21 protein-coding genes are annotated in these 24366 nt (G+C 69.1%); 12 read left to right on the forward strand and 9 right to left on the reverse strand.

Going from position 1 to position 24366, the window contains the following annotated elements:
* Nucleotides 1–139: 139 nt before the first annotated feature.
* From OC534_RS11490 to OC534_RS11515, 6 genes are all read right to left on the reverse strand, one after another.
* Nucleotides 140–661, reverse strand: coding sequence for a hypothetical protein (locus OC534_RS11490; protein ID WP_017356294.1), 522 nt, complete (start codon nt 659–661; stop codon nt 140–142).
* Between the two features lie 17 nt (nt 662–678).
* Nucleotides 679–3129, reverse strand: a complete 2451-nt coding sequence (gene mrcB, locus OC534_RS11495) for a penicillin-binding protein 1B (protein ID WP_262071818.1) — start codon at nt 3127–3129, stop codon at nt 679–681.
* Between the two features lie 84 nt (nt 3130–3213).
* On the reverse strand, nt 3214–4161 hold the full coding sequence (locus OC534_RS11500; RefSeq protein WP_262071819.1) for a glycosyltransferase family 2 protein: 948 nt from the start codon (nt 4159–4161) through the stop codon (nt 3214–3216).
* A 5-nt stretch (nt 4162–4166) separates the two neighbouring features.
* Nucleotides 4167–5156, reverse strand: a complete 990-nt coding sequence (locus OC534_RS11505; RefSeq protein ID WP_262071820.1) for a glycosyltransferase family 2 protein — start codon at nt 5154–5156, stop codon at nt 4167–4169.
* 161 nt (nt 5157–5317) lie between these two features.
* Nucleotides 5318–6871, reverse strand: coding sequence for a hypothetical protein (locus OC534_RS11510; RefSeq protein WP_262071821.1), 1554 nt, complete (start codon nt 6869–6871; stop codon nt 5318–5320).
* 29 nt (nt 6872–6900) lie between these two features.
* The gene (locus OC534_RS11515; protein WP_017357209.1) at nt 6901–9054 is read right to left on the reverse strand and encodes a bifunctional (p)ppGpp synthetase/guanosine-3',5'-bis(diphosphate) 3'-pyrophosphohydrolase; all 2154 of its coding nucleotides are present in this window, start codon (nt 9052–9054) and stop codon (nt 6901–6903) included.
* Between the two features lie 117 nt (nt 9055–9171).
* Between OC534_RS11515 and OC534_RS11520 the strand changes: the two genes are divergently transcribed.
* Nucleotides 9172–9708 carry a hypothetical protein gene (locus OC534_RS11520; RefSeq protein WP_017357210.1) on the forward strand — a complete coding sequence of 179 codons (537 nt, stop codon included), beginning with the start codon at nt 9172–9174 and terminating at the stop codon, nt 9706–9708.
* A 39-nt stretch (nt 9709–9747) separates the two neighbouring features.
* On the opposite strand, the gene hrpA is transcribed toward OC534_RS11520, so the two are convergent.
* Complete coding sequence (gene hrpA, locus OC534_RS11525; protein WP_262071822.1) at nt 9748–13854, reverse strand: ATP-dependent RNA helicase HrpA; 4107 nt, start codon at nt 13852–13854, stop codon at nt 9748–9750.
* A 90-nt stretch (nt 13855–13944) separates the two neighbouring features.
* Between hrpA and OC534_RS11530 the strand changes: the two genes are divergently transcribed.
* The 6 genes from OC534_RS11530 (at nt 13945) to OC534_RS11555 (ending at nt 20334) form a co-directional block, all read left to right on the forward strand.
* Nucleotides 13945–14496, forward strand: coding sequence for a Dps family protein (locus OC534_RS11530; RefSeq protein WP_017356669.1), 552 nt, complete (start codon nt 13945–13947; stop codon nt 14494–14496).
* Between the two features lie 134 nt (nt 14497–14630).
* Complete coding sequence (recQ, locus tag OC534_RS11535; RefSeq protein ID WP_136003051.1) at nt 14631–16436, forward strand: DNA helicase RecQ; 1806 nt, start codon at nt 14631–14633, stop codon at nt 16434–16436.
* Nucleotides 16437–16530: 94 nt separating this feature from the next.
* Nucleotides 16531–16920, forward strand: a complete 390-nt coding sequence (locus OC534_RS11540; RefSeq protein WP_262071823.1) for a CopL family metal-binding regulatory protein — start codon at nt 16531–16533, stop codon at nt 16918–16920.
* A 104-nt stretch (nt 16921–17024) separates the two neighbouring features.
* The gene (locus OC534_RS11545; RefSeq protein ID WP_262071824.1) at nt 17025–18803 is read left to right on the forward strand and encodes a copper resistance system multicopper oxidase; all 1779 of its coding nucleotides are present in this window, start codon (nt 17025–17027) and stop codon (nt 18801–18803) included.
* A complete protein-coding gene (locus OC534_RS11550; protein WP_153164670.1) occupies nt 18800–19735 on the forward strand; it encodes a copper resistance protein B in 936 nt (311 codons plus the stop codon). Before OC534_RS11545 ends, OC534_RS11550 begins: the two co-directional genes overlap by 4 nt.
* Nucleotides 19736–19821: 86 nt before the next feature.
* Complete coding sequence (locus tag OC534_RS11555; RefSeq protein WP_153164671.1) at nt 19822–20334, forward strand: GNAT family N-acetyltransferase; 513 nt, start codon at nt 19822–19824, stop codon at nt 20332–20334.
* Nucleotides 20335–20355: 21 nt separating this feature from the next.
* On the opposite strand, the gene OC534_RS11560 is transcribed toward OC534_RS11555, so the two are convergent.
* Entirely contained in the window at nt 20356–20649 is a 294-nt protein-coding gene (locus OC534_RS11560) for a zf-TFIIB domain-containing protein (protein WP_153164672.1), read from the reverse strand.
* Between the two features lie 152 nt (nt 20650–20801).
* Here OC534_RS11560 and OC534_RS11565 point away from each other — a divergent pair, with 152 nt between their 5' ends.
* The 3 genes from OC534_RS11565 to OC534_RS11575 all read left to right on the forward strand — a co-directional run bounded on the left by OC534_RS11565 (nt 20802) and on the right by OC534_RS11575 (nt 22789).
* Nucleotides 20802–21572 (forward strand): CPBP family intramembrane glutamic endopeptidase, encoded by a 771-nt coding sequence (locus OC534_RS11565; protein WP_017356997.1) that lies wholly within the window; start codon nt 20802–20804, stop codon nt 21570–21572.
* A 56-nt stretch (nt 21573–21628) separates the two neighbouring features.
* Entirely contained in the window at nt 21629–22030 is a 402-nt protein-coding gene (locus OC534_RS11570; protein WP_017356998.1) for a response regulator, read from the forward strand.
* A gap of 90 nt (nt 22031–22120) precedes the next feature.
* On the forward strand, nt 22121–22789 hold the full coding sequence (locus OC534_RS11575; RefSeq protein ID WP_017356999.1) for a DUF3011 domain-containing protein: 669 nt from the start codon (nt 22121–22123) through the stop codon (nt 22787–22789).
* Between the two features lie 12 nt (nt 22790–22801).
* Here OC534_RS11575 and OC534_RS11580 read toward each other — a convergent pair whose 3' ends face one another.
* Complete coding sequence (locus OC534_RS11580) at nt 22802–23467, reverse strand: MliC family protein (RefSeq protein ID WP_153164673.1); 666 nt, start codon at nt 23465–23467, stop codon at nt 22802–22804.
* Between the two features lie 256 nt (nt 23468–23723).
* Between OC534_RS11580 and OC534_RS11585 the strand changes: the two genes are divergently transcribed.
* Together OC534_RS11585 and OC534_RS11590 are read left to right on the forward strand one after the other, a co-directional pair.
* The gene (locus OC534_RS11585; RefSeq protein WP_136003043.1) at nt 23724–24047 is read left to right on the forward strand and encodes a hypothetical protein; all 324 of its coding nucleotides are present in this window, start codon (nt 23724–23726) and stop codon (nt 24045–24047) included.
* 116 nt (nt 24048–24163) lie between these two features.
* Nucleotides 24164–24319: a hypothetical protein gene (locus OC534_RS11590; RefSeq protein WP_153164674.1), complete on the forward strand. Its 156-nt coding sequence runs from the start codon at nt 24164–24166 to the stop codon at nt 24317–24319.
* Nucleotides 24320–24366 lie beyond the last annotated feature (47 nt).

The following is a 24366-nucleotide window of genomic DNA, read 5'->3' on the forward strand; positions in this document are numbered from 1 at the left end:
GTTCCCGGTCAGATGCTGCCGGGCAGAACCCGGCACTGCCGGGCAGAGCCCGGCACTACGTGACGTGGGCCGGCACTACGTCACGTGGACCGGCACTACGTCACGTGGGCGGGCACTACGTCACGTGGGCCGGCACCGCTCAATACCGTTTGATGCCCGGGACGGTGCAGCCGTCCAGCTGCGCGTGCGCCGACACCGCGTTTTCCTTTTCGCCGCGGGCCAGGCGGGCCTGTTCGATGGTGGCCCAGTGGCGACGGCACAGCGGCCCGGTCTTCGAGCCGAGGTCCACGGCCTTGCGCGACAGCGCTTCGGCGCGTGCCCAGTCGCCCTGCAGCAGAGCGATTTCGGCCCGCTCCTGCAGCACGGCCGGATCGCCCTCGACAATCAGCAGGGCCTGGTTGAGCGCCTCTGCCGCGCCAGCCAGATCGTTGGCCTGGCGGCGGGCCTGGGCATGCGCGCGCAGGTCGTCGACCTGGGCATCGCGCAGCGGCTGCACCGCCAGTTCAGTGTCGTCATTGCCGGCAGCAGCGTCCACGGCGGCCAGGCGCTGGGCCGGGCTGACCGTGGCAACCACCGGCGGTTTTACCGGCGGCGTGCTGCTGACGCACGCGGCAAGGGACAGGCTGACCGCGACCAGCGCGATCGGACGAAGCGGGAACATCGAAGACATGGCAGGACTCAACGCGCAGGAGGGGTGGCCGCCGGCGCGCTTTGCGCCGGTTCAGGGGCAGCATCCTGCTTGCGTTCCATTCCGAACCAGCTGCGCCAGCCGCCGCCCTGGGTTTCACCGTCCCCCTGCCCGTCACCCTCACCCTCCGGCAGCACGGCCGGGGGCGCACAGGGCGCATAGGCGGGGGCGTAGCCCACGACGAACGGGAAGCGACGGGCTCCCGGACAGGTTTCATCGGTACTGGCGGTGCCGCTGGCTTCCACGTACTGCCAATCCAGTCCCTTGTTGCTGACCCGCAACGGCGAACTCGGCAGGCGGGTGAAGATGCCCGACCAGACCCGCATGGCGCCGCTGGCACCAAACAGGCCGGTCTGCGCGTTCTGATCGTTGCCGATCCACACCACGGCCAGGTGGTCGCCGGTATAGCCGGCATACCAGCTGTCGCGGCCGTCGTTGGACGTGCCGGTCTTGCCGGCGGGCTGCAGGCGGGCCAGGCCGTCGGCGTTCAGGCGCTGGGCGGTGCCGCTGGACACCACCTGCTGCAGACCGATGCTGATCAGGTTGGCGGCGATCGAGTCGCCCTCCTGTGCCGGCGCGGGGGATTTGTCATAGCGTTTGAGCAGCTTGCCCTGCGGATCGAGCACGCCACGCACGGCGTGCAGCGGCTGGATCTCACCGCCGGAGGCCAGGAACTGGTACAGCTGCGCCATCGCATACGGGCTCTGGTCGGTCGCGCCCAGGATCACCGCCGGATTCGCTTCGGCCTTGATACCGGCCAGCACATGGATCAGCTGGGTGAGCCGCTGCGGCTCGACCGCCATGCCGATCCGCACCGTGGCCTGGTTGTAGGAGTGCGCCAGCGCATCGATCATCCGCACCGTGCCGTGGCTGCGGTTGTCGGCGTTGCCAGGCGTCCAGCGCTTGCCGCGGCTGAGCTGCACGGTCACCGGCGAATCATCGACCCAGCTGGCCAGCGAGTAGCGGTCCGGTTGCGCCAGCGCCAGCAGATACACGAACGGCTTGAGCAGCGAACCGACCTGGCGCTGCGCTTCGATCGCACGGTTGAAGCCGGGCTCGGACACGTCGCGGCTGCCGACCACGGCCAGCACGTCGCCGTTGTGCACGTCGGTCAGCACCAGCCCGGCCTGCAGCTCGGGGCGACGCTTGGTTTCCAGCGACTTCAGCGTGCGCGTCACCGCGCCTTCCGCGTACGCCTGCGCGGAGGGCGACATGCCGGTCATCACGCTCAGGCCTGCGCCCTGCAGCGCGGCCTCCGGGTAGTCGTGGCCCAGCTGGCGGCGCACCAGGTCCACGTAGGCCGGGAACCGGTTCGCCGCGATCAGGCCGGGATTCTTCGGCACGCCCAGCGGCGCCTTCAGCGCACGCTGGTACTCGGCATCGTCGATCAGCTGGCTCTCATGCAGCTTGCCCAGCACGAAGTTGCGCCGGTCCAGCGCGCGCTCCGGGTTGCGCCGGGGGTCGTAGTAGGACGGGCCCTTGACCAGACCGATCAGCAGCGCGACGTGCTCGGTGCCGAGCGAGGACAGATCGCGCCCAAACCAGAATTCCGCACCCGAGGACATGCCGTGGATGGCCTGGCTGCCGCGCTGCCCGAGGTACACCTGATTGAGGTACGCCTCCAGGATGGTGCGCTTGTCGTAGCGCGCCTCCATGATCAGCGCGTACAGCACTTCATTGAACTTGCGGGTGACGGTCTGTTCCTTGCCGATCCCGAGCAGACCGCTGCGGGCCAGCTGCTGGGTCAGCGTGGACGCGCCCTGGCGGCTCTGTCCGCCGGAGCGCACCGTCACCCAGATCGCCCGCGCGATGCCGCTCAGGTCGATGCCGTGATGGCGGTTGAAGTCCTTGTCTTCGACCGCCTGCAGGCCGGTCACCAGCAGTTCGGGGGTCTCTTCGATCCGGACCAGGCGCCGTTCTTCCTGCTTCTGCCCGTACAGCGTGGCAATCCGCGCCGGGTCCAGGCGCGCGGCCTTGAGCGCCTTGCGGCTGTCGGCATCGCGCAGCGAGGCAACCTGGCCGCCAGACAGGCTCAGTTCGACGCGGCGGGGCGCCACCGGGCCGTCCACATCGTTGTAGCCGCGGCTGGAAATGATGAAGCGGCCGCCCTCCTGGGCATAGGTGGCCGCCGGTTTGCCGGTGCCGTCTTCCCGGTAGGCCGACGCCGCCAGTTCGGTCTTCAGTGTCTGCGCATCCATCGCCACGCCGGGGGCCAGCACCAGCGGGCGCGCGTAGACACGGGTCGGAATCTGCCAGCGCAGTTCACCGAAACGCTGGGTGACCTGTTGGTTCAGGTACACCGTATAGGGGATCAGAAATCCCAGCGCGAGCGCGAACGCGGCCATGCCCCAGGTGATCAGGCGGCGGCGCCACTGCGGCCAGCGGCTTTCGGTGTCGTCGTCGAACTCGTCGAACTCGTCGGAATCGTGGCGTCGGGGCACGGTACATTGCGCAACAGGAGGATCGCGGCAGTCTAACGCAGCGCAGCAGCCGTTGCGGCGCCTGCCTGTGCGGCGTTCAGGCGGCTACGCAGGCGGCATGGGACCGCTGCGCCCGCGCACGCCATCCCAGAGGCCGCGCAACATGAACCGCAGGCGAACCAGGCGGGGCGCGATGACCACCCCGTTGCTGATCAGCTTGAGGACAAGCCGCGGGAGATCCTGGCCCACCCAGACCCGGGAGGTGTGCGGACGCCGGTACAGCAATACCCGGTTGCGCATGATGTAGTACAGGCGGAACGGCTTGTGCACGATGACGCCATCGCGCTTGATCCGGGACGGTCTCAACTGCTCGCCGATGCTGTGCTGCATCTGCGCATCACAGACGCCATACAGCCCCAGGCCCGCCGCCGTCGCCCGGAAGCACCAGTCCATGTCGATGTTGTCGATGAACAGCGACTCGTCCATCGGGCCCACGCGATCCAGCGACGCCAGCGGAATCAGCGAACCGGAGGTGATCAGGAAATCGCAGGGCACGTACTGGCCCGGGCCGCCATACAGCTTGTGGTTGATCGGAAAACCAAGACGGATGAACGGCGCAAGATCGCCACTGCGCGAATCGCGGAACTGGGGGCCCACCGCCGCCACCGGTCCCTGCTGCTGCAGCGCCGCCAGCGCCGTGGCGAGGGTCTGGACCATGCCGGCTTCCAGCACGCTGTCCTGGTCCATCAGCATCACGTGCCCCACGCCGAGCCGGCGCGCCTGCTCACACGCACGGTTGAGCGCTGCACCGAGACCGACATTGACCGGCGAGGCGATCACACTCACGCCCTCCCCGGCGAGTGTGTGCAGCCGGGCAGCCACATCCGCCGCCGGACTGCCGTTGTCGAACACCACCACGTGCCCGACCTGGTCACGCACGGCTGCGACCACGCGCGCCAGCAGATCCAGATCGGGCGCGTAGGTCACGATCACCGCGCAGATGTCGGCGGCAGCCACGGCCTGCCGGGGGGGCGTGGCCTGGGAAATCGTCATGTCGGTCACTTCACATCCAGAAGATCGATGGCCAGCGAACGCAGGCCATTGGAAAAGCGCGTGTAGCGCCCGCTACGGTACTCGCCCCATACCTGCCGCGCGCGCGCCCAGAACGACCCGGGCAGCGCGGCACGTGCGCGCGCATGCAGCAGCCGCTGCTGCACCATTGTCCGGCGTTCGGCCGACAGCACCATGCCGTCGTCGATCCGCGCCGACAGGGCTTCCAGCTGTGCAACCCGCTTGGTCAGGTACGCCCGGCGCGCCGCGCCGTCATGCATCACGCGGTCGCGCACGCCACGCCGCCGTGCGCCGACCTGGTTGCCGCCGTGCTGGCGGTAATCGACCAGGGGCGGCTCCAGGCAGTCCAGGCCATCGCCGGCAGCCGCGACCAGCGCCAGCCACTCGTCATGGATCCAGCCCGGCGCGACCGGCAGGGCGACATCGACCAGGCCACGGCGCAGCGCGGCCGTGGCACCGGTCACCACGTTGCGCCCGAGCAGCACCTCGAATGCCTCGCCGCGGTGCTCGCGCGCGATGTCATCGGCACCCACCTCAAGCACCTCGAACAGACGCGCACCGAGCGGCTCGCCCTGCCCGTCGACGAGCCGGGCGTCGCCGTGCAGCATCGTCAGGGCCGGGCGGCGCTCGAACGCCGCCGCAAACTCGGCCACCTTGTCCGGATGCCACACATCGTCCTGATCGCACAGGAACACGATGTCGCCCCGGCAGTGGCGCAGGGCGTACTCGAAGTTGCGCACGTAGCCCTGGTTCGCCGCATGCCGATGCAGGTCGACCTGGATGCCGAGCCCGCGCAGCGTCTCCGCTTCCTGTTGCAGGCACGACCAGGTCGAATCGCTGGAACAGTCGTCGCAAATGACCACCTGGTCAGGACGCCGGCGCTGGGCAGCGATACTGCGCAGCTGCCCGGCCAGGAACGCTTCTCCATTCCAGGTGCAGAGTGCAACGGAGACCTGCAGGCCGCCGGCCGTGGTCACGCCACATCCCGGGCGGCAGTCGCGCAGCGCGCCGGCACGCTGCCGCGCGGAGCGCGGCAGGGAGAGCGGAAGAAGACACGGGCATGCGTGGGCATTGCGGGGCTGGGGGGAAATGACAACGGCGGCACTATAGCCGACCCGGGTCGGCGGTGCGCCGCGGCTCAGCCGCCCTGCGCGCTGCGCAGGCGCTCGGCGAAGGCCGGCAGCTCGGGCAGGTCCGGCTGCCAGTGGCGCGCCTGGTCCAGCGCCTGCGCGGCAAAGTCGATATCACCGGCGCCGAGCCGCTCGCTGCCGATCGCCAGCCAGCGCTGGGCGAGGCGTTGCCGGGCCTGCGACAGGCTCGCATCGCTGCGCGCCAGGGTCTGCCAGGCCTCCAGGCATGCGCCTGCGGCGACCACCCGGTTCTCACGCAGACGGTCTTCGAAGCAGGTGCGGCTGGCCGGCAGCAGCCGCCCGGCGGCGGCGCGCACGCGCACATCCTGCGGCGCCAGGGCCTGTGCTTCGCGCAGCGCGTCGTAGGCGCTGCGGCCCGGTGGCGCGAGAAAGTCGCCACGCGCTTCGGCCTCCTCGATGCGCCGCAGCAGCGCCATCAGGCTGCGCTCGCGCTGCGCCCGCGGCGCGGTCGGCGCCTGCAGCGCCCGTTGTGCCTGCCGGGCCTGCTCGATACCCCGGCGCGCGTCGGCCAGTGTGCGCGCCGACGCCCCCAGCGCCTGGGCCGAGGCGAGCGCCTGCCCGGCCGCCTCGAAGCGGAAGTCACCGGCCAGGCGCGCGGCGCGCTGCAGGTGGGCCTCGGCCACGCGCTGCAGTCCCTGGCGCGCGGCGGCGTCGTCCGACGCCGCCGCCAGCACCGCCTGGAAAGCGGTAACCGCCGTCTCCAGGCGCTCCCGGCGCAGTGCCGCCTGGCCGTCGCGCAGGCGCCGCTCCAGCGCAATGTTCAGCGCTTCCTCGGTGGCGGGCAGGTCCACATGGCCGGCATCGAAGCCACGCGCACGGCGCACGGCCGCCGCCGCGGCAGCCACATCCCCCCGCACGGCGTTCGCCCGCGCCTGCTGCAGCAGATCTGACAGGGCATCTTCGCGTCCTTCCAGGGCCTGCACCTGGGTGGGGACCAGCACCAGCACCTGCTGGTAGAGCGGCAACGCGCTGTCCGGGCCGTCGTCCAGGCGCTGCACCTGCAACGCGGCGGCCGCGCGCGCCAGCAGGTCCTCCACGCCGGCGCGCGCCACGCGCTGCTGGCGCAGCTGCTGGGCCACCCCATCGACATCGCGCCGCGGCACCTGCAGCGTGCGCGCCAGTGCCAGCGCCGTCTCGGCAGCCTCGATGTCGCCTTGCGCCAGCGCACCGCGGGCCTGCTGCACCGCCGCCTGACCGGTGCGCACCAGTCCGGCACGCGCCTCGGCGCGGTCGCTGTCCATTGCCTGCGCGGCCTCATACCACTCGCGTGCGCCGGTCCCATCGGTGGCGGTCAGCCGGCCGGCGGCCAGCGCGCGGTCGCCCTGCTGCAGGAGATGCTCGATCGGCGGTGCGTCCCAGAACCAGTTGGCCAACGGCCGGCGCAGCAGCACCAGGGCAATGAACAGGACCGCCGCTGCCAGCACCGCCCAGCGCCAGATGCGCCGCGCATGACGTGCCTGCAGCCACCACCAGCGCCCTTCGCGACGGACGCGGCTCAGCACCTCGTGCGCGCGGTTCTGCCTGTCAGCGTCACGGCTCATGCCGCGAGCCTAGCCGGCGTCACGTGAGGTCAGCCTAGACGCCGGGCTTCGCTGACACCCGGCAGGGCATCCAGCTTGCCCAGCAGCGTGGACAACTGACCGTAATCGCTGACCTTCAGCCGCAGCCGCAGGTGCGCACGACCACTGTTGCGCACGTTGTCGCTGTGGATGTCCAGCACATACGCGTCTTCCTGCGCGATCAGATTGGTGATGTCCTTGAGCAGCCAGCGCCGGTCCACGGCCTCGACCACCACGTCCACTTCGTAGCCACCGCCGGCCTGGCCCCACTCCACCGGCAGGATGCGCTGCGGGCTGGCCGCCGACAGGCGCGCCAGTGCGGCGCAGTCGGTGCGGTGGACAGTGACGCCACGGCTGCGGGTGAGGTAGCCGACGATCGGCTCGCCGGCCACCGGCTGGCAGCACCGCGCGAGCTGCACCAGCAGGTTGCCCACGCCCTGCACGGTGAATTTGGACTTGCCCAGGCTGTCGCGGCGCGCGGTCGGGCGCGGCAGTGCCGGTGCCGTCGGCTGGCTGGCGGCACGTTCGGCCTCCAGCAGTGCACGGCTGACCTGGCTGGGGCCGGTATCGCCCAGTGCGACCTGGATATACAGATCGTCCACGCTGTCGGCATGGAATTTTCTGGCCGCCACGCCGAGGTCGGCGTGCTGCAGACCGAGGCGCTTGAGTTCACGGTCGAGCAGATCGCGACCGGCCTGCACATTGCGCGCCCGGTCCAGTTTGTGGAACCAGCCACGGACCTTCTCCCGCGAGCGGTTGCTGGCCAGAAAGCCGTTGGAGGCCAGCAGCCAGTCGCGCCGCGGATCGGCCTCCTTGGAGGTGAGGATCTCGACCCGGTCGCCGCTGCGCAGGCGATAGGTCAGCGGCACGATGCGGCCGTTGACCTTGGCGCCCCGGCAGCGGTGCCCGACCATCGTGTGCACGTGGTAAGCGAAATCCAGCGGGGTGGCGCCCTGCGGCAGGTCCATCACCTCGCCTTTGGGGCTCAGCGCGTACACCCGGTCCTCGGTCAGCTCGGCATCCAGCGCGCCGGCCAGTTCGCCGGCCTGCCCGTCCTGGGAATGCTCCAGCAACTGCCGCATCCAGGTGATCTTGCGATCAAACGCCTTCTCCGCGCCCTTGCTGCCTTCCTTGTAACGCCAGTGCGCGGCCACGCCGAGTTCGGCCTGGGCGTGCATGTCATGGGTGCGGATCTGCACTTCGATGGTGCGCCCTTCCGGGCCGACCACCGCCGTATGCAGCGAGCGGTAATCGTTTGCCTTGGGCCGCGCGATGTAATCGTCGAATTCACTGGGTACCGGCGCCCACAGCGCATGCACCACGCCCAGCGCCGCGTAGCAGGCGGCCACGTCATCGACCATCAACCGCAGCGCACGGATGTCGTACAGCTGCTCGAAGGCCAGCCGCTTCTTCTGCATCTTCCGCCAGATGCTGTAGATGTGCTTCGGGCGGCCACTGACCTCGGCGTGGATGCCCTGAGCGGCCAGTTCGCGCGCGAGCGCCTTCTTGACACTTTCCACATAGCGCTCGCGCGCCACGCGGGTTTCATCCACCTCGCGGGCGATGCGGCGGTAGGTTTCCGGCTCCAGATGGCGGAACGCGAGGTCTTCCAGTTCCCACTTCAACTGCCAGATGCCCAGGCGGTTGGCCAGCGGCGCATGGATGTCGCGGGTGAGCTGGGCCAGCGCACGGCGCTGTTCGTCCGGCAGGCGGTCGGCCGCGCGCATGCGCGCCAGCTGCCGCGACAGCAGGATCGGCACCACGCGCAGGTCCTGGATGATCGACAGCAGCAGCCGGCGCAGGCCCTCGCTGTTGCGACCGGCCTCGCGGCCGGCGTGCAGCGCCCACACCTGGTCGGCCGCGTCCTGGCCCTCCAGCAGGCCCACCACCGCCGGCTTCAGCGTGCCCAAGGGCAGGCCGTCCAGTCCGGCGCGCAGTCCCGGCAGGTCGAACAGCAGCGCGGCCAGCAACGCGCTTTCATCGGCCGACAGCAGCGCCAGCGCGTCCAGCGTGTCAGCCAGCACCGTCCAGCTGCTGCGCATCTGCTGATCGGTATCGGGCGCCTGCCAGCGCGCGCGCAGCGCCTCGCACAGGGCAGGCGGCAGCGACGACGCCGAGGGTCGGTTCAACAAGGCATCCAGGCCGGGGACAGAAGCGCGGTTCACAGCATCGTGCAGACAAGACAGAGGTAGCTACACTAGCGCCGCCCGTGCGAGGGAACAATCAAAACCGCTGCACCGGCCCATTGGCCCTACACTGCGTTCATCCCAAGGAGACCTGCCATGCGCTTTTCCCGTCTGCGGTTGTTGGCCGCTGTAGCCGTCCTGCTCAGCCTGTCGGCACCTGCCTGGGCACAGCGCGTGGTCGAAGGCGACCTGCAGCAGCAGATGACGCCGGAGGAGTTCAAGGCGGCCGGCCTGGACAAGCTCAAACCCGCCGAACTGGCCGCACTCAACAACTGGCTGCAGGGCAAGGTCGCCGCCGTTGCCGCCGATGTGCGCGAGCAGGTCCGCGAGCAGGTCAAGGAGCAGGCGCGCGAGGAAGGCCGCCAGGAAGTGATCGTCAAGAACCGCGGCTTCTTCGACTTCGGCAGCAGCGAGCCGATCATCAGCACGCTGGAAGGCGAGTTCCGCGGTTTCGGCAAGGGCCGCCGCTATGTGCTGGCCAATGCGCAGGAGTGGGAGCAGACCGACAGTGCCAGCCTGTCCGGCATCCGCGCGCAGTCGCCGCAGGTCACCATCACCCCCGGCGTGATGGGCGCCTGGTACCTGCAGGTGAAGGGCGCCAACACCCGCGCCAAGGTCCGTCGCGTCAAGTAACCGCGACCGCCCCGCGCAACCCGCGGGGCGGCCATTGGCTCAAGGCCTGCGCAGCGCCGCCACGCGCTGGGCCAGCTTCTTGGCTGAAATCCCGCTTTTTGCCCCAAGCTCCTGCGCGAACAGCGACACCCGCAGCTCTTCCAGATCCCAGCGCAGTTCCTGCCACTGCGGACGGTCGCGTTGGCCACGCTGTTCGGCCTCGTGCAGCGCGTCCAGGAACGGGCGCAGTTCCAGCATCCGCGCCTGGTCGCGTGGCGGATCGCGCTTGGCACGTTCGGCACGCAGGATCATCGCGCGCAGGTAGCGCGGCAGCTGTGCGAGCGCATCGGCCGGCGTATCGCGCAGGAAGCCGGGATGGATCAGCGCGGCCAGCTGCTGCTCCATGTCGTCCAGATTGCCGCGTGCCCAGCCCATCAACGGTGCTTCCAGCTGCGGCTTGAGCTCGGCGACGTGGGCCAGGATGTTTTCGGCCAGTTTCAGCCGCGCCATCGCCTCGCCGAACAGGCCTTTGCCCGCCGCATCGCGCCGCTGCGCGAACGCGGCCGGGTCGCGGATGTCACCCAGGCCATCGGCCAGCACCGCGTTCATCGCCGCCTCGACCAGATCCCCGCGCAACCGCTCCTGCGATTCGATCGCGGCATACAACAACCCGGTCTTGGGCGGAACGGGCAACTGCTTGCGCGCCTGCTTGGCCTTGTCGGCCAGCGCGATCTCCAGCAGGCGGCGCACCCCGCGCGGATGCTGCTCCAGTGCTTCGTTGCGATCGGCGAAGATGCGCAGCGCGGCGCTCTCGCCGTCATCCACCAACGCCGGATAGGCCGGCACTCCGGCTTCGCCGGGCACCTGCAGCGGAATCGGCGTGGCCGGGAAATCACGCAGCCCGTCGGCCGCCAGCGCCCGCCCGGCCCGCGCGGCGAAGGCCGCCCCGGCCTTCTCGCCGAAGCGTGCCCGCAGCGCATCCAGATCACGGGAGGTGGCCAGCAGCGTGCCATTGGCGTCGTGCAGGCGCAGGTTCATGCGCAGATGCGATTCCAGCGCGGCATCATCGAAGTCGGTGGCCGCCACCTGCGCCCCGGTGGCCCGCGACAGGAACCGCGCCAGTTCGCCGCGGATATCGTCAGCGGTGGGGTCCGGGTACGCCTCGGCGAACGCACGGCCGAAATCCGGCGCCGGAACGTAGTTGCGACGCATCGCCTTGGGCAGGCTGCGGATCAGCGCCGAGGCCTTGTCGGCGACGAAGCCCGGCGCAAGCCACGACAGCCGCGCCGGATCCAGCGCATTGAGCAGGTGCAGCGGAACATCCAGGCTGACCCCGTCGTCCTCGCTGCCGGGTTCGAAGCGGTAATGCAGCGCCAGCCGCGCGTCGCCCAGCGGCAGGTACGCCGGATAGCGGTCGGCATCGCTGCCCTCGCCGGGCAACAGATCGGCCAGCGTCCACGCCAGCGCGCGCCGCTTGTCCGGCGCCAGTCCCTTCCACCACGTATCCAGGCCGGTAGCCGAATGGATCTCGGCCGGGATCCGGTCCAGGTACCAGCGGGCCTGCCAGCCTTCGTCGGCGACGATGCCGGCACGACGCAGCTTGGCCTCTTCCTCGCGCGCCTGCTCCAGCACCTTGAGGTTGTCGGCGATGACGCTGGCGCGCGTGTTGATCTCGCCGGTCACCAGTCCCTGGCGCACGAAAATGTCGTGCGCCTCGCCCGGCGCGATGCGGCCGTAGTGCACCGGCTTCTTCGGTGCCAGCACCAGCCCGAAGAGACTGATCTGCTCGGAGGCCAGCACCTGGCCCTGCGCGCGCGACCAGTGCGGGTCGAAGTGCTTGCGCAGCAGCAGGTGCGGCAGCTCGGCGATCACCCAGTCCGGTTCGATCGCCGCGTTGGTCAGGCCCCAGATTTTCTGGGTATCCAGCAGCGTCGCGGTGAGCAGCCACGGCGGCGGCCGCTTGGCCAGCACCGAGCCGGGGAACGGCAGGAACCGGCGCTGACGCGGGGCAAGGAAGTCGCCCTTGTCGCTGCGGTGGCCGATCTGCGTGGGCAGGCCGGCGATCAGCGCGCGGTGCAGCGTCTGGTAGGCCGCAGCGCGCACCTTCTCACTGAAGCCACCGCGCGCCTCGCGGGCGTCGGCAGGCGCGGCCGATGCCGGTGCCGCCGTGGCTGGGAGCGGCTCGGCCTTGCCCTCGCGGGCCAGGCGTGCGGCACGGTGCTGCTGGCCACGAGTGGCTTTGATCCTGGCATCATCGTCGCGCGTCGGCGCCGGCGCGGACGATCCGGCCAGCAAAGGTTCCAGCGCCGTTGCGGCCGGCTCTTCGGTCCAGCCGAGTTCTTCGCACAGGACGCGCAGCTGGCGATGCAGCTCGCGCCACTCGCGCATGCGCAGGAAGCCAAGGAAATGGCGTTCGCACCAGCCCCGCAGCTTGGATTGGGTCAGGTCCTCATGGGCCTGGCGGTAGCCGTCCCACAGGCGCAGCACGCCGACGAACTCGGAGCGGCCATCGGCAAACAGCGCGTGCGCGTTGTCGGCGGCGGCGCGCGCTTCGGGCGGGCGCTCGCGCGGGTCCTGGATACCCAGGAACGCGGCGATCACCAGCATCGGCCGCAGGCATCCCTGCGCCTGCGCCGCCACCAGCATGCGCGCCAGCTTGACGTCCACCGGCAGGCGCGCCATCTGTCGCCCGACCGGGGTCAGCCGACGCTCGGCGTCCACCGCGCCCAGTTCACCCAGCTGCTGCCAGCCATCGGCGATCGCGCGCTCGTCCGGCGCTTCGAGGAACGGGAAGTCCTCGATCCGTCCCAGGCCGAGCTGCAGCATCCGCAGGATCACGCCGGCCAGGCTGGAGCGGCGGATTTCAGGGTCGGTGAACTCGGCCCGCGACAGGAACTCCGCTTCCGAGTACAGGCGGTAGCAGATGCCCTCCGACACGCGTCCGCAACGGCCCTTGCGCTGGTTGGCGCTGGCCTGCGACACCGCTTCGATATGCAGGCGGTCCAGCTTCTGCCGCGGGCTGTAACGCTTGACCCTGGCCAGGCCAGGATCGACCACATAGCGGATGCGCGGCACGGTCAGGGAGGTTTCGGCCACGTTGGTGGCCAGCACGATGCGCCGTTTGCTGCCCGGGTTGAACACCTGGTCCTGGTCCTTCACCGACAGCCGCGCGTACAGCGGCAGCACCTCGGTTTCGCGGTACTTGCGCCGTTCCAGGGACTGGTGCGCGTCGCGGATCTCGCGTTCGCCGGGGAAGAACAGCAGGATGTCGCCGCGCGGATCGAGCCGGGTGATCTCATCCACCGCCGCCACCACCGCCTCGTTCACGGTGCGCTCGCCGTCGCGGCCGCCCTCCTCGTCGCCGGCGCCCTCGCCTTCCAGCGGGCGGTAGCGCACTTCCACCGGGAAGGTGCGTCCCTCGACACTGATCACCGGCGCATCGTCGAAATGCTCGGCGAACCGCGACGTGTCGATCGTCGCCGACGTCACGATCAACTTCAGGTCCGGCCGCTTTTTCAACAGCTGCTTGAGGTAGCCCAGCAGGAAGTCGATGTTGAGGCTGCGCTCGTGGGCCTCGTCGACGATGATCGTGTCGTACTGCGAGAGCCAGCGGTCGCTGCTGATTTCCGCCAGCAGGATGCCGTCGGTCATGAACTTGATGCGGGTGTCGTCGCCAACCCGGTCGGTGAAGCGCACCTGGTACCCCACCGTGGTGCCCAGCTCGGACTGGAGTTCCTGGGCCACACGGGTGGCCACCGCACGTGCGGCGATCCGTCGCGGCTGGGTGCAGCCGATCATCCCGGCCACGCCCCGTCCGGCAGCCAGACACAGCTTCGGCAGCTGGGTGGTCTTGCCCGACCCGGTCTCACCGGCAATCACCACGACCTGGTGGTCGCGGATCAGGGCGGTGATCCGTTCAGCTTCACGCGCAATCGGCAGGGTGTCGTCCAGACTGATCGTCGGCCGGTTCCGCGCGCGTGCCTCACGCCGCTGTACCGACGCCTGCAAGGCCTGCTCGAACGCGGCCGCCACCGCCGCATCGGCCGGTTTGGCGCGACAGCGCGAGAGCATCCCCAGCAAGCGACCGCGGTCGCGGCTCATCGCCCCGTCGATCGCGCGCTGTTGCAGGTGCAGAGAGGAAACGGAGGGTTTGTTGATAGCGGTCATCAATCGGATCGTTTTAAAACTTTGATTACATCTGAAAGGTTAGTCTGATCTATTGTGAAGGCCATCCCATCCACAAGGAGGATATCCCCCATGGCGAAAACCAAGACGCCGGCAAAGAAGACCCAGACCGGTAAGCAGAAGCTGGCAACGGCGGCCCCCTCGGCCCCGAACATCGATATCGGGATCAAGGAAGGCGATCGCAAGAAGATTGCCGATGGGCTGGCGGCCTTCCAGGCGGATGCGTTCACGCTCTACCTGAAGACCCACAATTTCCATTGGAATGTCACCGGGTCGATGTTCAACTCGCTGCACACCATGTTCGAGACCCAGTACACCGAGCAGTGGGCAGCCCTGGACGACGTTGCTGAACGTATCCGTGCACTGGGCTTCAACGCCCCCGGCTCCTACCGCGAGTTCGCGGCCCTGACCTCGATCGCCGAGGAACCGGGCCTGACCGACAGCGCGGACTGGCGTGAAATGGTACGCCAGTTGGTCGCCGCCAACGAGGCCGTGTGCCGCACCGCCCGCAAGGTGCTTGATGTGGCCGCCGACGCCGACGACGCCCCGACCGAAGATCTGATGACCCAGCGCCTGCAGACCCACGAGAAGTACGCCTGGATGCTGCGTTCCTTGCTGCAGTAATCCCGCCGGGGCGTTGCCCCTCCTGTCCCCCCTTGGTCTCAAGGGGGGCTTCGTCCCCGGATGGCGCATCGCCGACGTTCAGATCCAGAGTCGACTGACCCTCCTCAGGTCGCTCGGCCCTGTAAACTACGTCGATGTCTTCCCGCCCCGCGCACGACCTGCTCAGCCGCATCTTTGGTTACGACGATTTCCGCGGTCCGCAGCAGGCGATCGTCGAACATGTCGCCGCCGGCAATGACGCGCTCGTATTGATGCCCACGGGCGGCGGCAAGTCGCTGTGCTACCAGGTGCCTTCCCTGCTGCGCGACGGCACCGGCATCGTCATCTCCCCGCTGATCGCCCTCATGCAGGACCAGGTCGACGCCCTGCGCCAGCTGGGCGTGCGCGCCGAGTACCTCAATTCCACGCTGGATGCGGAAACCGCTGCGCGGGTGGAACGGGAGCTGGTGGCTGGTGAACTGGAGCTGCTGTACGTCGCACCGGAGCGGTTGCTCACCGGCCGCTTCCTGTCCCTGCTGGCGCGCAGCCGGATCGCCCTGTTCGCCATCGATGAGGCCCATTGCGTCTCGCAATGGGGCCATGACTTCCGTCCCGAATACCGCCAGCTGACCGTGCTGCACGAGCGCTGGCCGGACGTGCCGCGCATCGCGCTCACCGCCACCGCCGACCCGCCGACCCAGCGTGAAATCGCCGAGCGGCTGGACCTCACCAACGCCCAGCACTTCGTCAGCTCCTTCGACCGCCCCAACATCCGCTACACGGTCGTCCAGAAGGACAACGCCAAGCGCCAGCTGCTGGACTTCCTCAAGGCGCATCGCGACGCGGCCGGCATCGTCTACTGCATGTCGCGGCGAAAGGTCGAGGAGACCGCCGAGTTCCTGTGCCGCGAGGGTATGAACGCACTGCCTTACCACGCCGGCCTGCCCGCCGAAGTGCGCGCCGCCAACCAGCGCCGCTTCCTGCGCGAGGACGGCATCGTGATGTGCGCCACCATCGCCTTCGGCATGGGCATCGACAAACCCGATGTCCGCTTCGTCGCGCATACCGACCTGCCCAAGTCGATGGAAGGCTACTACCAGGAAACCGGGCGCGCCGGGCGCGACGGTGAACCGGCCGAGGCCTGGCTCTGCTACGGCCTGGGCGATGTGGTGCTGCTCAAGCAGATGATCGAGCAGTCCGAGGCCGGCGAAGAGCGGAAAACACTCGAGCGCGCCAAGCTCGACCACCTGCTCGGCTACTGCGAATCCATGCAGTGCCGCCGCCAGGTTCTGCTGGCCGGCTTCGGCGAAACCTACCCGCAGCCCTGCGGCAACTGCGACAACTGCCTGGTCCCCCCCGATGCCTGGGATGCCAGCGTGGCCGCCCAGAAGGCGCTGAGCTGCGTGTACCGCAGCGGCCAGCGCTTCGGCGTCGGCCACCTGATCGACATCCTGCGCGGTGGTGAGAACGAGAAGATCCGCCAGTTCGGGCATACCGAACTGAGCACCTATGGCATCGGCAAGGATCTGGACGCCCGCACCTGGCGCAGCGTGTTCCGCCAGCTGGTGGCCGCCAGCCTGCTCGAAGTGGACAGCGATGCCTACGGCGGCCTGCGCCTCACCGATGCCAGCCGCGACGTGCTCAAGGGCCGGCGCAAGGTGATGATGCGCCGCGAAAGCCCCGCCGCCGGCCGCGAGCGCGACCGCAGCGGCCAGCGCACCGGCCTGTCCGTGCTGCCGCAGGACCTGGCGCTGTTCAACGCCCTGCGCGGCCTGCGCGCCGAGCTGGCGCGGGAACAGAACGTGCCGGCCTTTGTGATCTTCCACGACAGCACCCTGCGCAACATCGCCGAACAGCGGCCCACCAGCGTCGATGCGCTCGCCCGGGTCGGTGGCATCGGCGGCACCAAGCTGTCGCGTTACGGCGCGCGGCTGGTCGAGATCGTGCGTGAGGAAGGCTGATGGGACCGTACGCGCTGACGGAGTGGGCTCCAGAGTTGAATCCCGCGTTCAGCCACGGATGCGCCGTCGCCGCGTTGGCGGTAAGGTGGCGCCCATGACCGCCGGTGGCCTGCTCCTGCGCCTGATCCTGATGCTCAGCCTGTTGCTCAACGGGTTGAACGCCGCCTTGGCCGGGCCGATGGCGCTGGCAATGGCGCACCCGGTGGATGCTGCCGTCACCGCTCCCGCGCCGCCCTGCCACGGCCACGACGCCGTGACCGCGCCGCCGCCGTCGGCGGTGCTCGACCACGCCCAGGCACCGCAGCAGGGCGATCCCTGCAAGATCAAGGATTGCCTGCGCACCTGCGCACAGCAACCCAGCCTGGCCGTACAGATCGCCTGGATCGCCACACCGCCCCCGCCCGCGCAGGCACCGCTGCCGCCGATCCGCGCCGGGCTGCCCAGCCTGCCGCTGGACCGCATCACCCGCCCTCCGATCGCCTGATCCCGCGCTCCCCGCGAGCGCCCGACTGACGCGATGCCCCGCGCTGCGTGCGCGGTTGGCGTATCGGCACCTGCGCGTGCCATTGGATCCGATTCGGAGCTGCAATGTCTTTCCCAACCCAACCCGGCCCGGGCACGCTGCCCATGCCGTCGCGCCGCCTGTTCGTCCAGGGGCTGGCCGCCGGAGGCGTCGCCGCCGGCCTGGCCGCCACCGGCCTCAGCCCGCGCGCGTTCGCCGCCGCCGGTCCCGCGCTCGCTGCCGCCCCGCAGGTACTCAGCGGCCAGGCGTTCCAGTTGAGCATCGGCGAGTCGCTCGCCAACTTCACCGGCCGTACCCGCCCGGCAATCACCGTCAACGGCAGCCTGCCGGCGCCCATCCTGCGCTGGCGCGAAGGCGATACCGTCGCGGTCCGCGTGGCCAATGCGCTGCAGGGCCACCCCACGTCCATCCATTGGCACGGCATCCTGCTGCCAGCCAACATGGACGGTGTGCCAGGCCTGAGCTTCAACGGCATCGCGCCGGGCGAGGCCTACCAGTACCGGTTCACCCTCAAGCAGTCCGGCACGTACTGGTACCACAGCCATTCGATGTTCCAGGAACAGGCCGGCCTGTACGGCGCACTGATCATCGACCCGCTGCAGCCGGCGCCGTACCGCTACGACCGCGAACACGTGATCATGCTCTCGGACTGGACCGACATGGACCCGGGTGCGCTGTTCCGGCGCATGAAGAAGCTCGCCGAGTACGACAACTACTACAAGCGCACCCTGCCCGACTTCCTGCGCGACGTGCGCCGCGACGGCTGGGCCGCGGCCACCGCCGACCGCGGCATGTGGGGCCGGATGCGGATGACCCCCACCGACATCTCCGACATCAACGCGCATACCTATACCTACCTGCTCAACGGCACCACGCCGGCCGGCAACTGGACCGGGCTGTTCCGCAGTGGCGAGAAGGTGCTGCTGCGTTTCATCAACGGCGGCTCGATGACCTACTTCGATGTGCGCATTCCCGGCCTGAAGATGACCGTGGTCGCCGCCGACGGGCAATACATCCATCCGGTCACCATCGATGAATTCCGCATCGCACCAGCGGAAACCTTCGATGTCATCGTCGAACCCGGCGGCCAGGATGCCTACACCCTGTTCTGCCAGGACATGGGCCGCACCGGTTATGCCGCCGGCACGCTGGCAGTACGCCACGGCCTGCAGGCCCCCATTCCCGCGCGCGACCCACGCCCGCTGCTGACCATGTCCGACATGGGCCACGACATGAGCGGCATGGGCCACGACATGAAGGGCATGGAAGGCGGCTGCGGCGCCAGCATGGGCCACGCCGCGCACGGCGGCAACGACAAGGCGCCGCGCCACGCGCCGAGCGAGACGGGCAATCCGCTGATCGACATGCAGAGCATGGCCACCGAGCCCAAGCTCGACGATCCCGGCATCGGATTGCGCGACAACGGCCGCCAGGTGCTTACCTACGGCGCGATGCGCAGCCTGTTCGACGATCCGGATGGGCGCGATCCCGGCCGCGAGGTCGAGCTGCACCTCACCGGGCACATGGAAAAGTTCAGCTGGTCCTTCGACGGCATTCCCTTCGCCAGCGCGGAACCGCTGCGCCTGAACTACGGCGAGCGCATGCGCATCGTGCTGGTCAACGACACGATGATGCAGCACCCCATCCACCTGCACGGCGTGTGGAGCGACCTGGAAAACGCCGACGGCGACTTCCACCTGCGCAAGCACACCATCGACATGCCTCCCGGCACGCGCCGCACCTACCGCGTGCGCGCGGACGCACTGGGCCGCTGGGCGTACCACTGCCATCTGCTCTACCACATGGAAGCGGGCATGATGCGCGAAGTGAGGATTGAAGAATGAGCACGCTCACCGCTCACGCGCCCCGCCTGCTGACGGCGGCGCTGCTGGCCACCCTGTCAGCGCCCGCCTGGGCGCAGTCGCATGCGCATGCCACCGTGGCGGCGGACACGTCGCCACCCGCCACCGCCGGGACGACCTCCAACCCCGACCATGACGGCATGGACCACACCCGGATGGACCATGCGGCGATGGGTCACGCAGCACCCGCGCCGCGGGAACCGCTGGAGCCGATTCCCGCCGTCACCGAGGCCGATCGCATCGCCGCGTTTCCGCCGATCGACCACGACGCGATGGAACACGCGCCGGAGATCCACAGCATGGTGCTGATCAACCGCCTGGAGCAGTGGGACGGCAAACACGGCAATGGCCAGGCCTGGGAGGCCAGCGGCTGGATCGGCGGCAACATCAACCGCCTCTGGCTGCGCAGTGAAGGCGAACGCAGCGATGGCCGCACCGGATCGTCGGACCTGGAGCTGCTGTACGGCCGCAGCGTGTCGCCGTGGTGGGACGTCCTGGTCGGGGTGAAGCAGGACATCCGTCCTGCCGATTCGCGCACCTGGGCGGCCATCGGCATCCAGGGCCTGGCGCCGTACAAGTTCGAAACCTCCGCCACCGCCTACGTCGGCGAAGGCGGCCAGGTCGCAGCCACGGTCGAAGTGGAATACGAGCTGCTGCTGACCAACCGGTTGATCCTGCAGCCGCTGGTGGAGGCCACGTTCTCGGCCAAGGATGAACCCGAATACGGCACCGGTGCCGGCCTGAACAAGGTCGAGGCCGGCCTGCGCCTGCGCTACGAGTTCAGCCGCCGCTTCGCCCCGTACATCGGCATCAGTCACGAGCGCCTGTTCGGCGACACCGCCGACTATCACGCGGCCGCCGGCGAAGACGCGCGCGACACCCGCTGGGTCGCCGGCGTGCGGGTCTGGTTCTAGGCCAGCATGCATCCCGGGCGCCGCGTGCGCCCGGGGCATGCCCGGGATGCCGTAAGCTGCCGCACCGTTTCCCCATCCGCGCTCCCATGTCCCTGCATATCCGCCGCGCCACCGTGGCCGATGCCGACGCCCTCTCGGCCATCGCCATCGCGACCTACAACGAAACCTTCGGCGATTCGTATCCGCCGGACGATCTTCACGCGTTCCTGCAGGCGCACTACAGCCCGGCACCGCAGCGCCGCGAGCTGGAGGATCCGCACAGCGCGGTGTGGCTGCTGGAAGAGGACGGGCGCGCGGTGGGCTATCTGGCAGCCGGCCCGAACGGATTGCCCCATGCCGATGCGCGCCCGGGCGATATCGAGCTGAAGCGCCTGTATGTGCTGGCACGCCACCAGAGCGGTGGTCATGGCGCGCGCCTGATGGACGCGTTCCTCACCTGGCTGGACCAGCCCGCACGCCGCACCCTGTGGGTGGGCGTGTGGTCGGAAAACCACGGTGCGCAGCGCTTCTATGCGCGCTACGGCTGCGTGCCGGTCGGCCAGTACGACTTCGTGGTCGGCGACAGCCGCGACCTGGAGTTCATACTGCGCCGGCCCTGAGACCGGCGCAGCCGGTCCGGCTCAGAAGTCGAACAGGTCCGACAGGAAGCTCTCCTTCTTCTTCTTGCGATAGCCCTGCTGGTCGCCGTACTGCTGGCCCAGATGACGCGTATCGCGATGCTGCACCGCCGGAGGCGGCGGAGGCGCGGCCGAACGTACCGGTGCCGGCGCGGCGCCGCCCACCGAGCGTTCGATGATCTTGTCCAGTTCGCCACGGTCCAACCAGACGCCACGGCACTGCGGGCAGTAGTCGATCTCGATGCCCTGGCGCTCGGACATCACCAGCGCCTGGGTCTTGCATACGGGGCATTGCATCGTCGCCACTCCATCGATCAAACCCCGACTCTACCCTGCCGTGGCTGAGTCCGGCGCAACGCCGCATGACCAACGGCCCCCCGACCTCTGCCCCATGATTGCGCGTTGCCAGCGCCGCACACTGCGCGCACCACACGCCAAGGAATCCGGCCATGTCCGCCCCCCACCCCGGTCCCCGCTGGCTCAGCGCCAGCCTGATCGTCATCACCCTGCTGGTGTCGATCAACCTGCGTGATCTTGCCGGCTGGGCCGGCGTGCCGATTCCCGGCCTGCCCATTCCCTTCGGCGGCGCCATCGTCGACAACGGACTGGGCGTGCTGCTGGTCCTTGCCGTTGCGGCCTGGCTGCGTCCCGGCCTGCCCCTCCGGCATGCCCTGGGGCTGGGCGGCAGCGGCTGGCAGGGTCCGGCCATCGTGCTGCTGGCCACCTTGCCGTGCTGGCTTGGCCTGTGGTGGCTGGGCGGCATCAGCGCAGAGGCGAGCCTGCTGCCGCTGGTGATGCTCGCACTGCTGTTTCCACTGGCCGAGGAGATCATCTTCCGCGGCTTCGGCTTCCTGTTCGCCCACCGCCATCAGGGCTGGCCCTGGTGGCCAGCGGCTCTGGTACAGGCGGTCATCTTCGGCGCCATCCACTGGTGGTCCTTTGGTGGTGGCGGCGGCATGGCACTACGCGTGTTTGCAATGACGGGCATCGGCGGCGTCGTGTTCGCCGTGCTGTGCCGCCTGGACCGCAACACGCTGTGGAGCGCCGTGGTGCTGCACGTGTCGCTGAACATGGCCTGGAACGTCATGCAGGTAAACGATGCCACCGCCATCGGCTGGCAGGGCAACAGCCTGCGGCTGTCGGCCGCGCTGCTGGCCGTCGCCGGCGTGTATCTGCTGCATCGGCATCGCACCCGCCGGGCCGCCTGCACGACCCGCTAACCTTCGCCGCCCCATACTTGCGCGCCGTTTCCGGCCGACCCCAGGAATTCCGCGTCATGTTGCTGTCCAAGCGCCACGTCATCCCGCGCGTACTGCTGATCGAAGACACCGAAGATACCCGCGAGCTCAGCCGGCTCGCGCTGGAGAGCCAGGCCTGCGAGGTGACGGCGGTGAGCACGGCCGAGGCAGCGCTGGGATTGCTGCGCGCGGGTGAGCGGTTCGACCTGGTGTTTACCGACGTGTGCCTGGGCGAGCTCAACGGAATCGACGCCGCCCACTGCATCCGCACCCATCACCCGGGTCTGCCGGTGCTGGTCACCTCCGGACTCGACCCGGCCGAGGTGACCGGGCGCCTGCGCGAGGGCATCCATTTCCTGCCCAAGCCGTACTCGATGAGCGAGCTGCTCGATGCCATCCGCACCTGTTTCGGTGTCATGGAAACCGGCCGCGCGGCCTGAGCGGCGCAGGCACGCGCCTTCATCCATTTTTCATCCGCGACTGGCATCGTTCGATCCACAGGGCCCGCCCGTGGGCCACGGACACGTGCCATGCAGACCCGTCTTCTCTGGAGTGCCCCCCTGCTGCTGCTCGCCGGCCTCGCCGATGCGCGGGCCGATGATGTCGTCACCTGCGAAAGCCGCGACAACCGGTATCACGCCTGCTCCCTGCCGTACGCCGGCCATGTCAGCCTGGACCGGCAGCTGTCCGGCGCGGACTGCCGCCAAGGCCGCAGCTGGGACTACGACCGCCGCGAGGTGTGGGTGGACGACGGCTGCCGGGCCACCTTCCGCGTGCAGGGAAGCGGCTCGCGCCACGACCGGGACAACGATGACAACCACGACGCCAAGGTGGCCGCCGGCGTGCTGATCGGCGCGGCCATCCTGGGCGCGATGGTCCACAACGCCAACAAGACATCCGACGACCGCTACGACGACACCCGCTACCAGGGCGCCCGGCACACATCGTATGTGCCGTCCTGGATGATCGGGGAGTTCGAGGGCTACAACGCCATGTACGGTACCGATATCCGCATGCGCATCGACGGCGACGGCCGCATGTCCGCGCAGGCGCGCGGCCAGACCCTGTCCGGCTGGGTCAACGGCGGCCGGCTGAATGTCGGCGACAGCGTGTTCGACATCAGCCAGAGCCGCGACGGCTTTGTCACTACGGAGGTGGGCGATCGCCAGAACGAGGTGCGCTACCGACGCGTACGCTGATCCTCGACGCCGTCAGCGGTCCGCCGTGCAGCGCAACGCGGTGCCGTAGAAGTCCAGCGTCGCCTCGCCCTGGTGTTCCCAGAACGCCACGCCTTCGCGGCCGTAGCGGCTGCCGCTGGCGCTTTCGATCGGGAACACGATGGCCTGGTCGGTGCCCAGGGTCACGATCGCCGCTGCCGGGTCGATGTCGTTGTAGAACACGACCTTCAGCGGTTTGTCGGCATCGTCGCAGCGATAGGTGCCGGTTGCGCTCGCGGGGACGCCGCCGCCGCTGACGGTCAGCTCCACAAGACGCGTCTGGTAGGCCTCGCGCAGACATTGGCGCGGGTCCACGGCGCGGGTGCACGCATCGCGCCCCTTGATCCAGCCCCGCTGCTCGGCCGCGATATCCACTTCGTCCGGCGCGGTCTGCGCGCGCTTGTACCGTGCAGCCAACTGACGGTCCAGTGCGGCCAGTCCCTCATCGGTACACACCCACTTCTCCGCGTCGGAGGTGGCCCTGGTGCAATCGAACGACGGGGAGGACGTGGCCGTATCCGACGGTGCTGCCGGCAGTGGGACCGGAGCAGTGCGCGCGGCAGGCGCGGGCGTGGCGGACGCAGGGTCGGCCGGTTCGGGACTGCGCGAGCAGCCCGCCACAACCAGCGCCACGGCAACGGAAAGGACGATACGGTTCATGCAACCTCCAGCGGTACGACAACGGACAGGCACGTATTCTGCGCGCACCGGCGCGCAACGGGTATCGCCCGCAGTATCGCCACCTCCGCGTTGAGGGCAGGTGCACGCCGCTGCGCGTACGGCGCGCGGACGGTAGGATGTAGCCCTCTTGCAAGAAGGACCCTGCATGTCGACCGCCAGCACTTCCCCCGCGCCTTCCTCTGCGTCCGCCTCCGCGTCTTCTGCCAGGACACCGCCGCCAAGCCGGCGCGCGCGCGTGGCATGGCTGGTCCTGCTGTTGTCATGGCTGAGTTTCCTGCTGCCGTGGGGCTGGGCCGGGTTGTTGCTGGGGATCGCGCTCGGCCTTTGCGGCGGCGTGCTCGCCATCGCGACGATGTTCAAGGGCGGCGTGCTGCTCGGGCTGTTCCAGCTGCTGCTGTCGCTGCTGGCATCGCCGGTGGTACTGCTTGTCGGCATGGTGTACTTCAGCGGCCTGATCGACGATGAGCAGCTCGACGCGCGCGACCAGCACCACTACGAGCGCCAGCACGAACACGACAGCACTGACACGCTGATTGACGTGATCGACCTGTTCATCTGAATGGTTCCACGCACGGGAACGGGCACTAACCCTACCCTCATGTGCGTGCGACCGCTGCGTAACGGCACCCGGTCCAGTATGGCTCCTGCGACATCACGTCGTATTGGAGTAACACCATGTCCACCATGCAGAACAACGAAAACAACGTCCAGAAGAATGCCGCTGCCCAGACCGACCAGCAGAAGGAGCAGGAGCGCAAGGACGCGTTGGCCAAGCAGCAGAAGCAGCAGCAGGACAACAAAGACAGCACACGTTCGCCGCAGCAGAAGTAACAGCGGCGGCGTTGCATAGATTCGGTGGGGCTGCGCGTCCGCGCAGC

Source organism: Stenotrophomonas sp. Marseille-Q5258 (assembly GCF_946900935.1).
Lineage (GTDB): Bacteria > Pseudomonadota > Gammaproteobacteria > Xanthomonadales > Xanthomonadaceae > Stenotrophomonas > Stenotrophomonas nematodicola.

Coding starts and splice junctions, on each gene's coding strand:
- OC534_RS11570 (WP_017356998.1), top strand. CDS start 21,629: ATGTTGCTGTCCAAGCGCCACGTCATCCCGCGCGTACTGCTGATCGAA.
- OC534_RS11550 (WP_153164670.1), top strand. CDS start 18,800: ATGAGCACGCTCACCGCTCACGCGCCCCGCCTGCTGACGGCGGCGCTG.
- hrpA (WP_262071822.1), bottom strand. CDS start 13,854: ATGACCGCTATCAACAAACCCTCCGTTTCCTCTCTGCACCTGCAACAG.
- OC534_RS11490 (WP_017356294.1), bottom strand. CDS start 661: ATGTTCCCGCTTCGTCCGATCGCGCTGGTCGCGGTCAGCCTGTCCCTT.
- OC534_RS11555 (WP_153164671.1), top strand. CDS start 19,822: ATGTCCCTGCATATCCGCCGCGCCACCGTGGCCGATGCCGACGCCCTC.
- OC534_RS11530 (WP_017356669.1), top strand. CDS start 13,945: ATGGCGAAAACCAAGACGCCGGCAAAGAAGACCCAGACCGGTAAGCAG.
- OC534_RS11520 (WP_017357210.1), top strand. CDS start 9,172: ATGCGCTTTTCCCGTCTGCGGTTGTTGGCCGCTGTAGCCGTCCTGCTC.
- OC534_RS11540 (WP_262071823.1), top strand. CDS start 16,531: ATGACCGCCGGTGGCCTGCTCCTGCGCCTGATCCTGATGCTCAGCCTG.
- OC534_RS11565 (WP_017356997.1), top strand. CDS start 20,802: ATGTCCGCCCCCCACCCCGGTCCCCGCTGGCTCAGCGCCAGCCTGATC.
- OC534_RS11510 (WP_262071821.1), bottom strand. CDS start 6,871: ATGAGCCGTGACGCTGACAGGCAGAACCGCGCGCACGAGGTGCTGAGC.
- recQ (WP_136003051.1), top strand. CDS start 14,631: ATGTCTTCCCGCCCCGCGCACGACCTGCTCAGCCGCATCTTTGGTTAC.
- OC534_RS11590 (WP_153164674.1), top strand. CDS start 24,164: ATGTCCACCATGCAGAACAACGAAAACAACGTCCAGAAGAATGCCGCT.
- OC534_RS11560 (WP_153164672.1), bottom strand. CDS start 20,649: ATGCAATGCCCCGTATGCAAGACCCAGGCGCTGGTGATGTCCGAGCGC.
- OC534_RS11545 (WP_262071824.1), top strand. CDS start 17,025: ATGTCTTTCCCAACCCAACCCGGCCCGGGCACGCTGCCCATGCCGTCG.
- OC534_RS11500 (WP_262071819.1), bottom strand. CDS start 4,161: ATGACGATTTCCCAGGCCACGCCCCCCCGGCAGGCCGTGGCTGCCGCC.
- OC534_RS11580 (WP_153164673.1), bottom strand. CDS start 23,467: ATGAACCGTATCGTCCTTTCCGTTGCCGTGGCGCTGGTTGTGGCGGGC.
- OC534_RS11575 (WP_017356999.1), top strand. CDS start 22,121: ATGCAGACCCGTCTTCTCTGGAGTGCCCCCCTGCTGCTGCTCGCCGGC.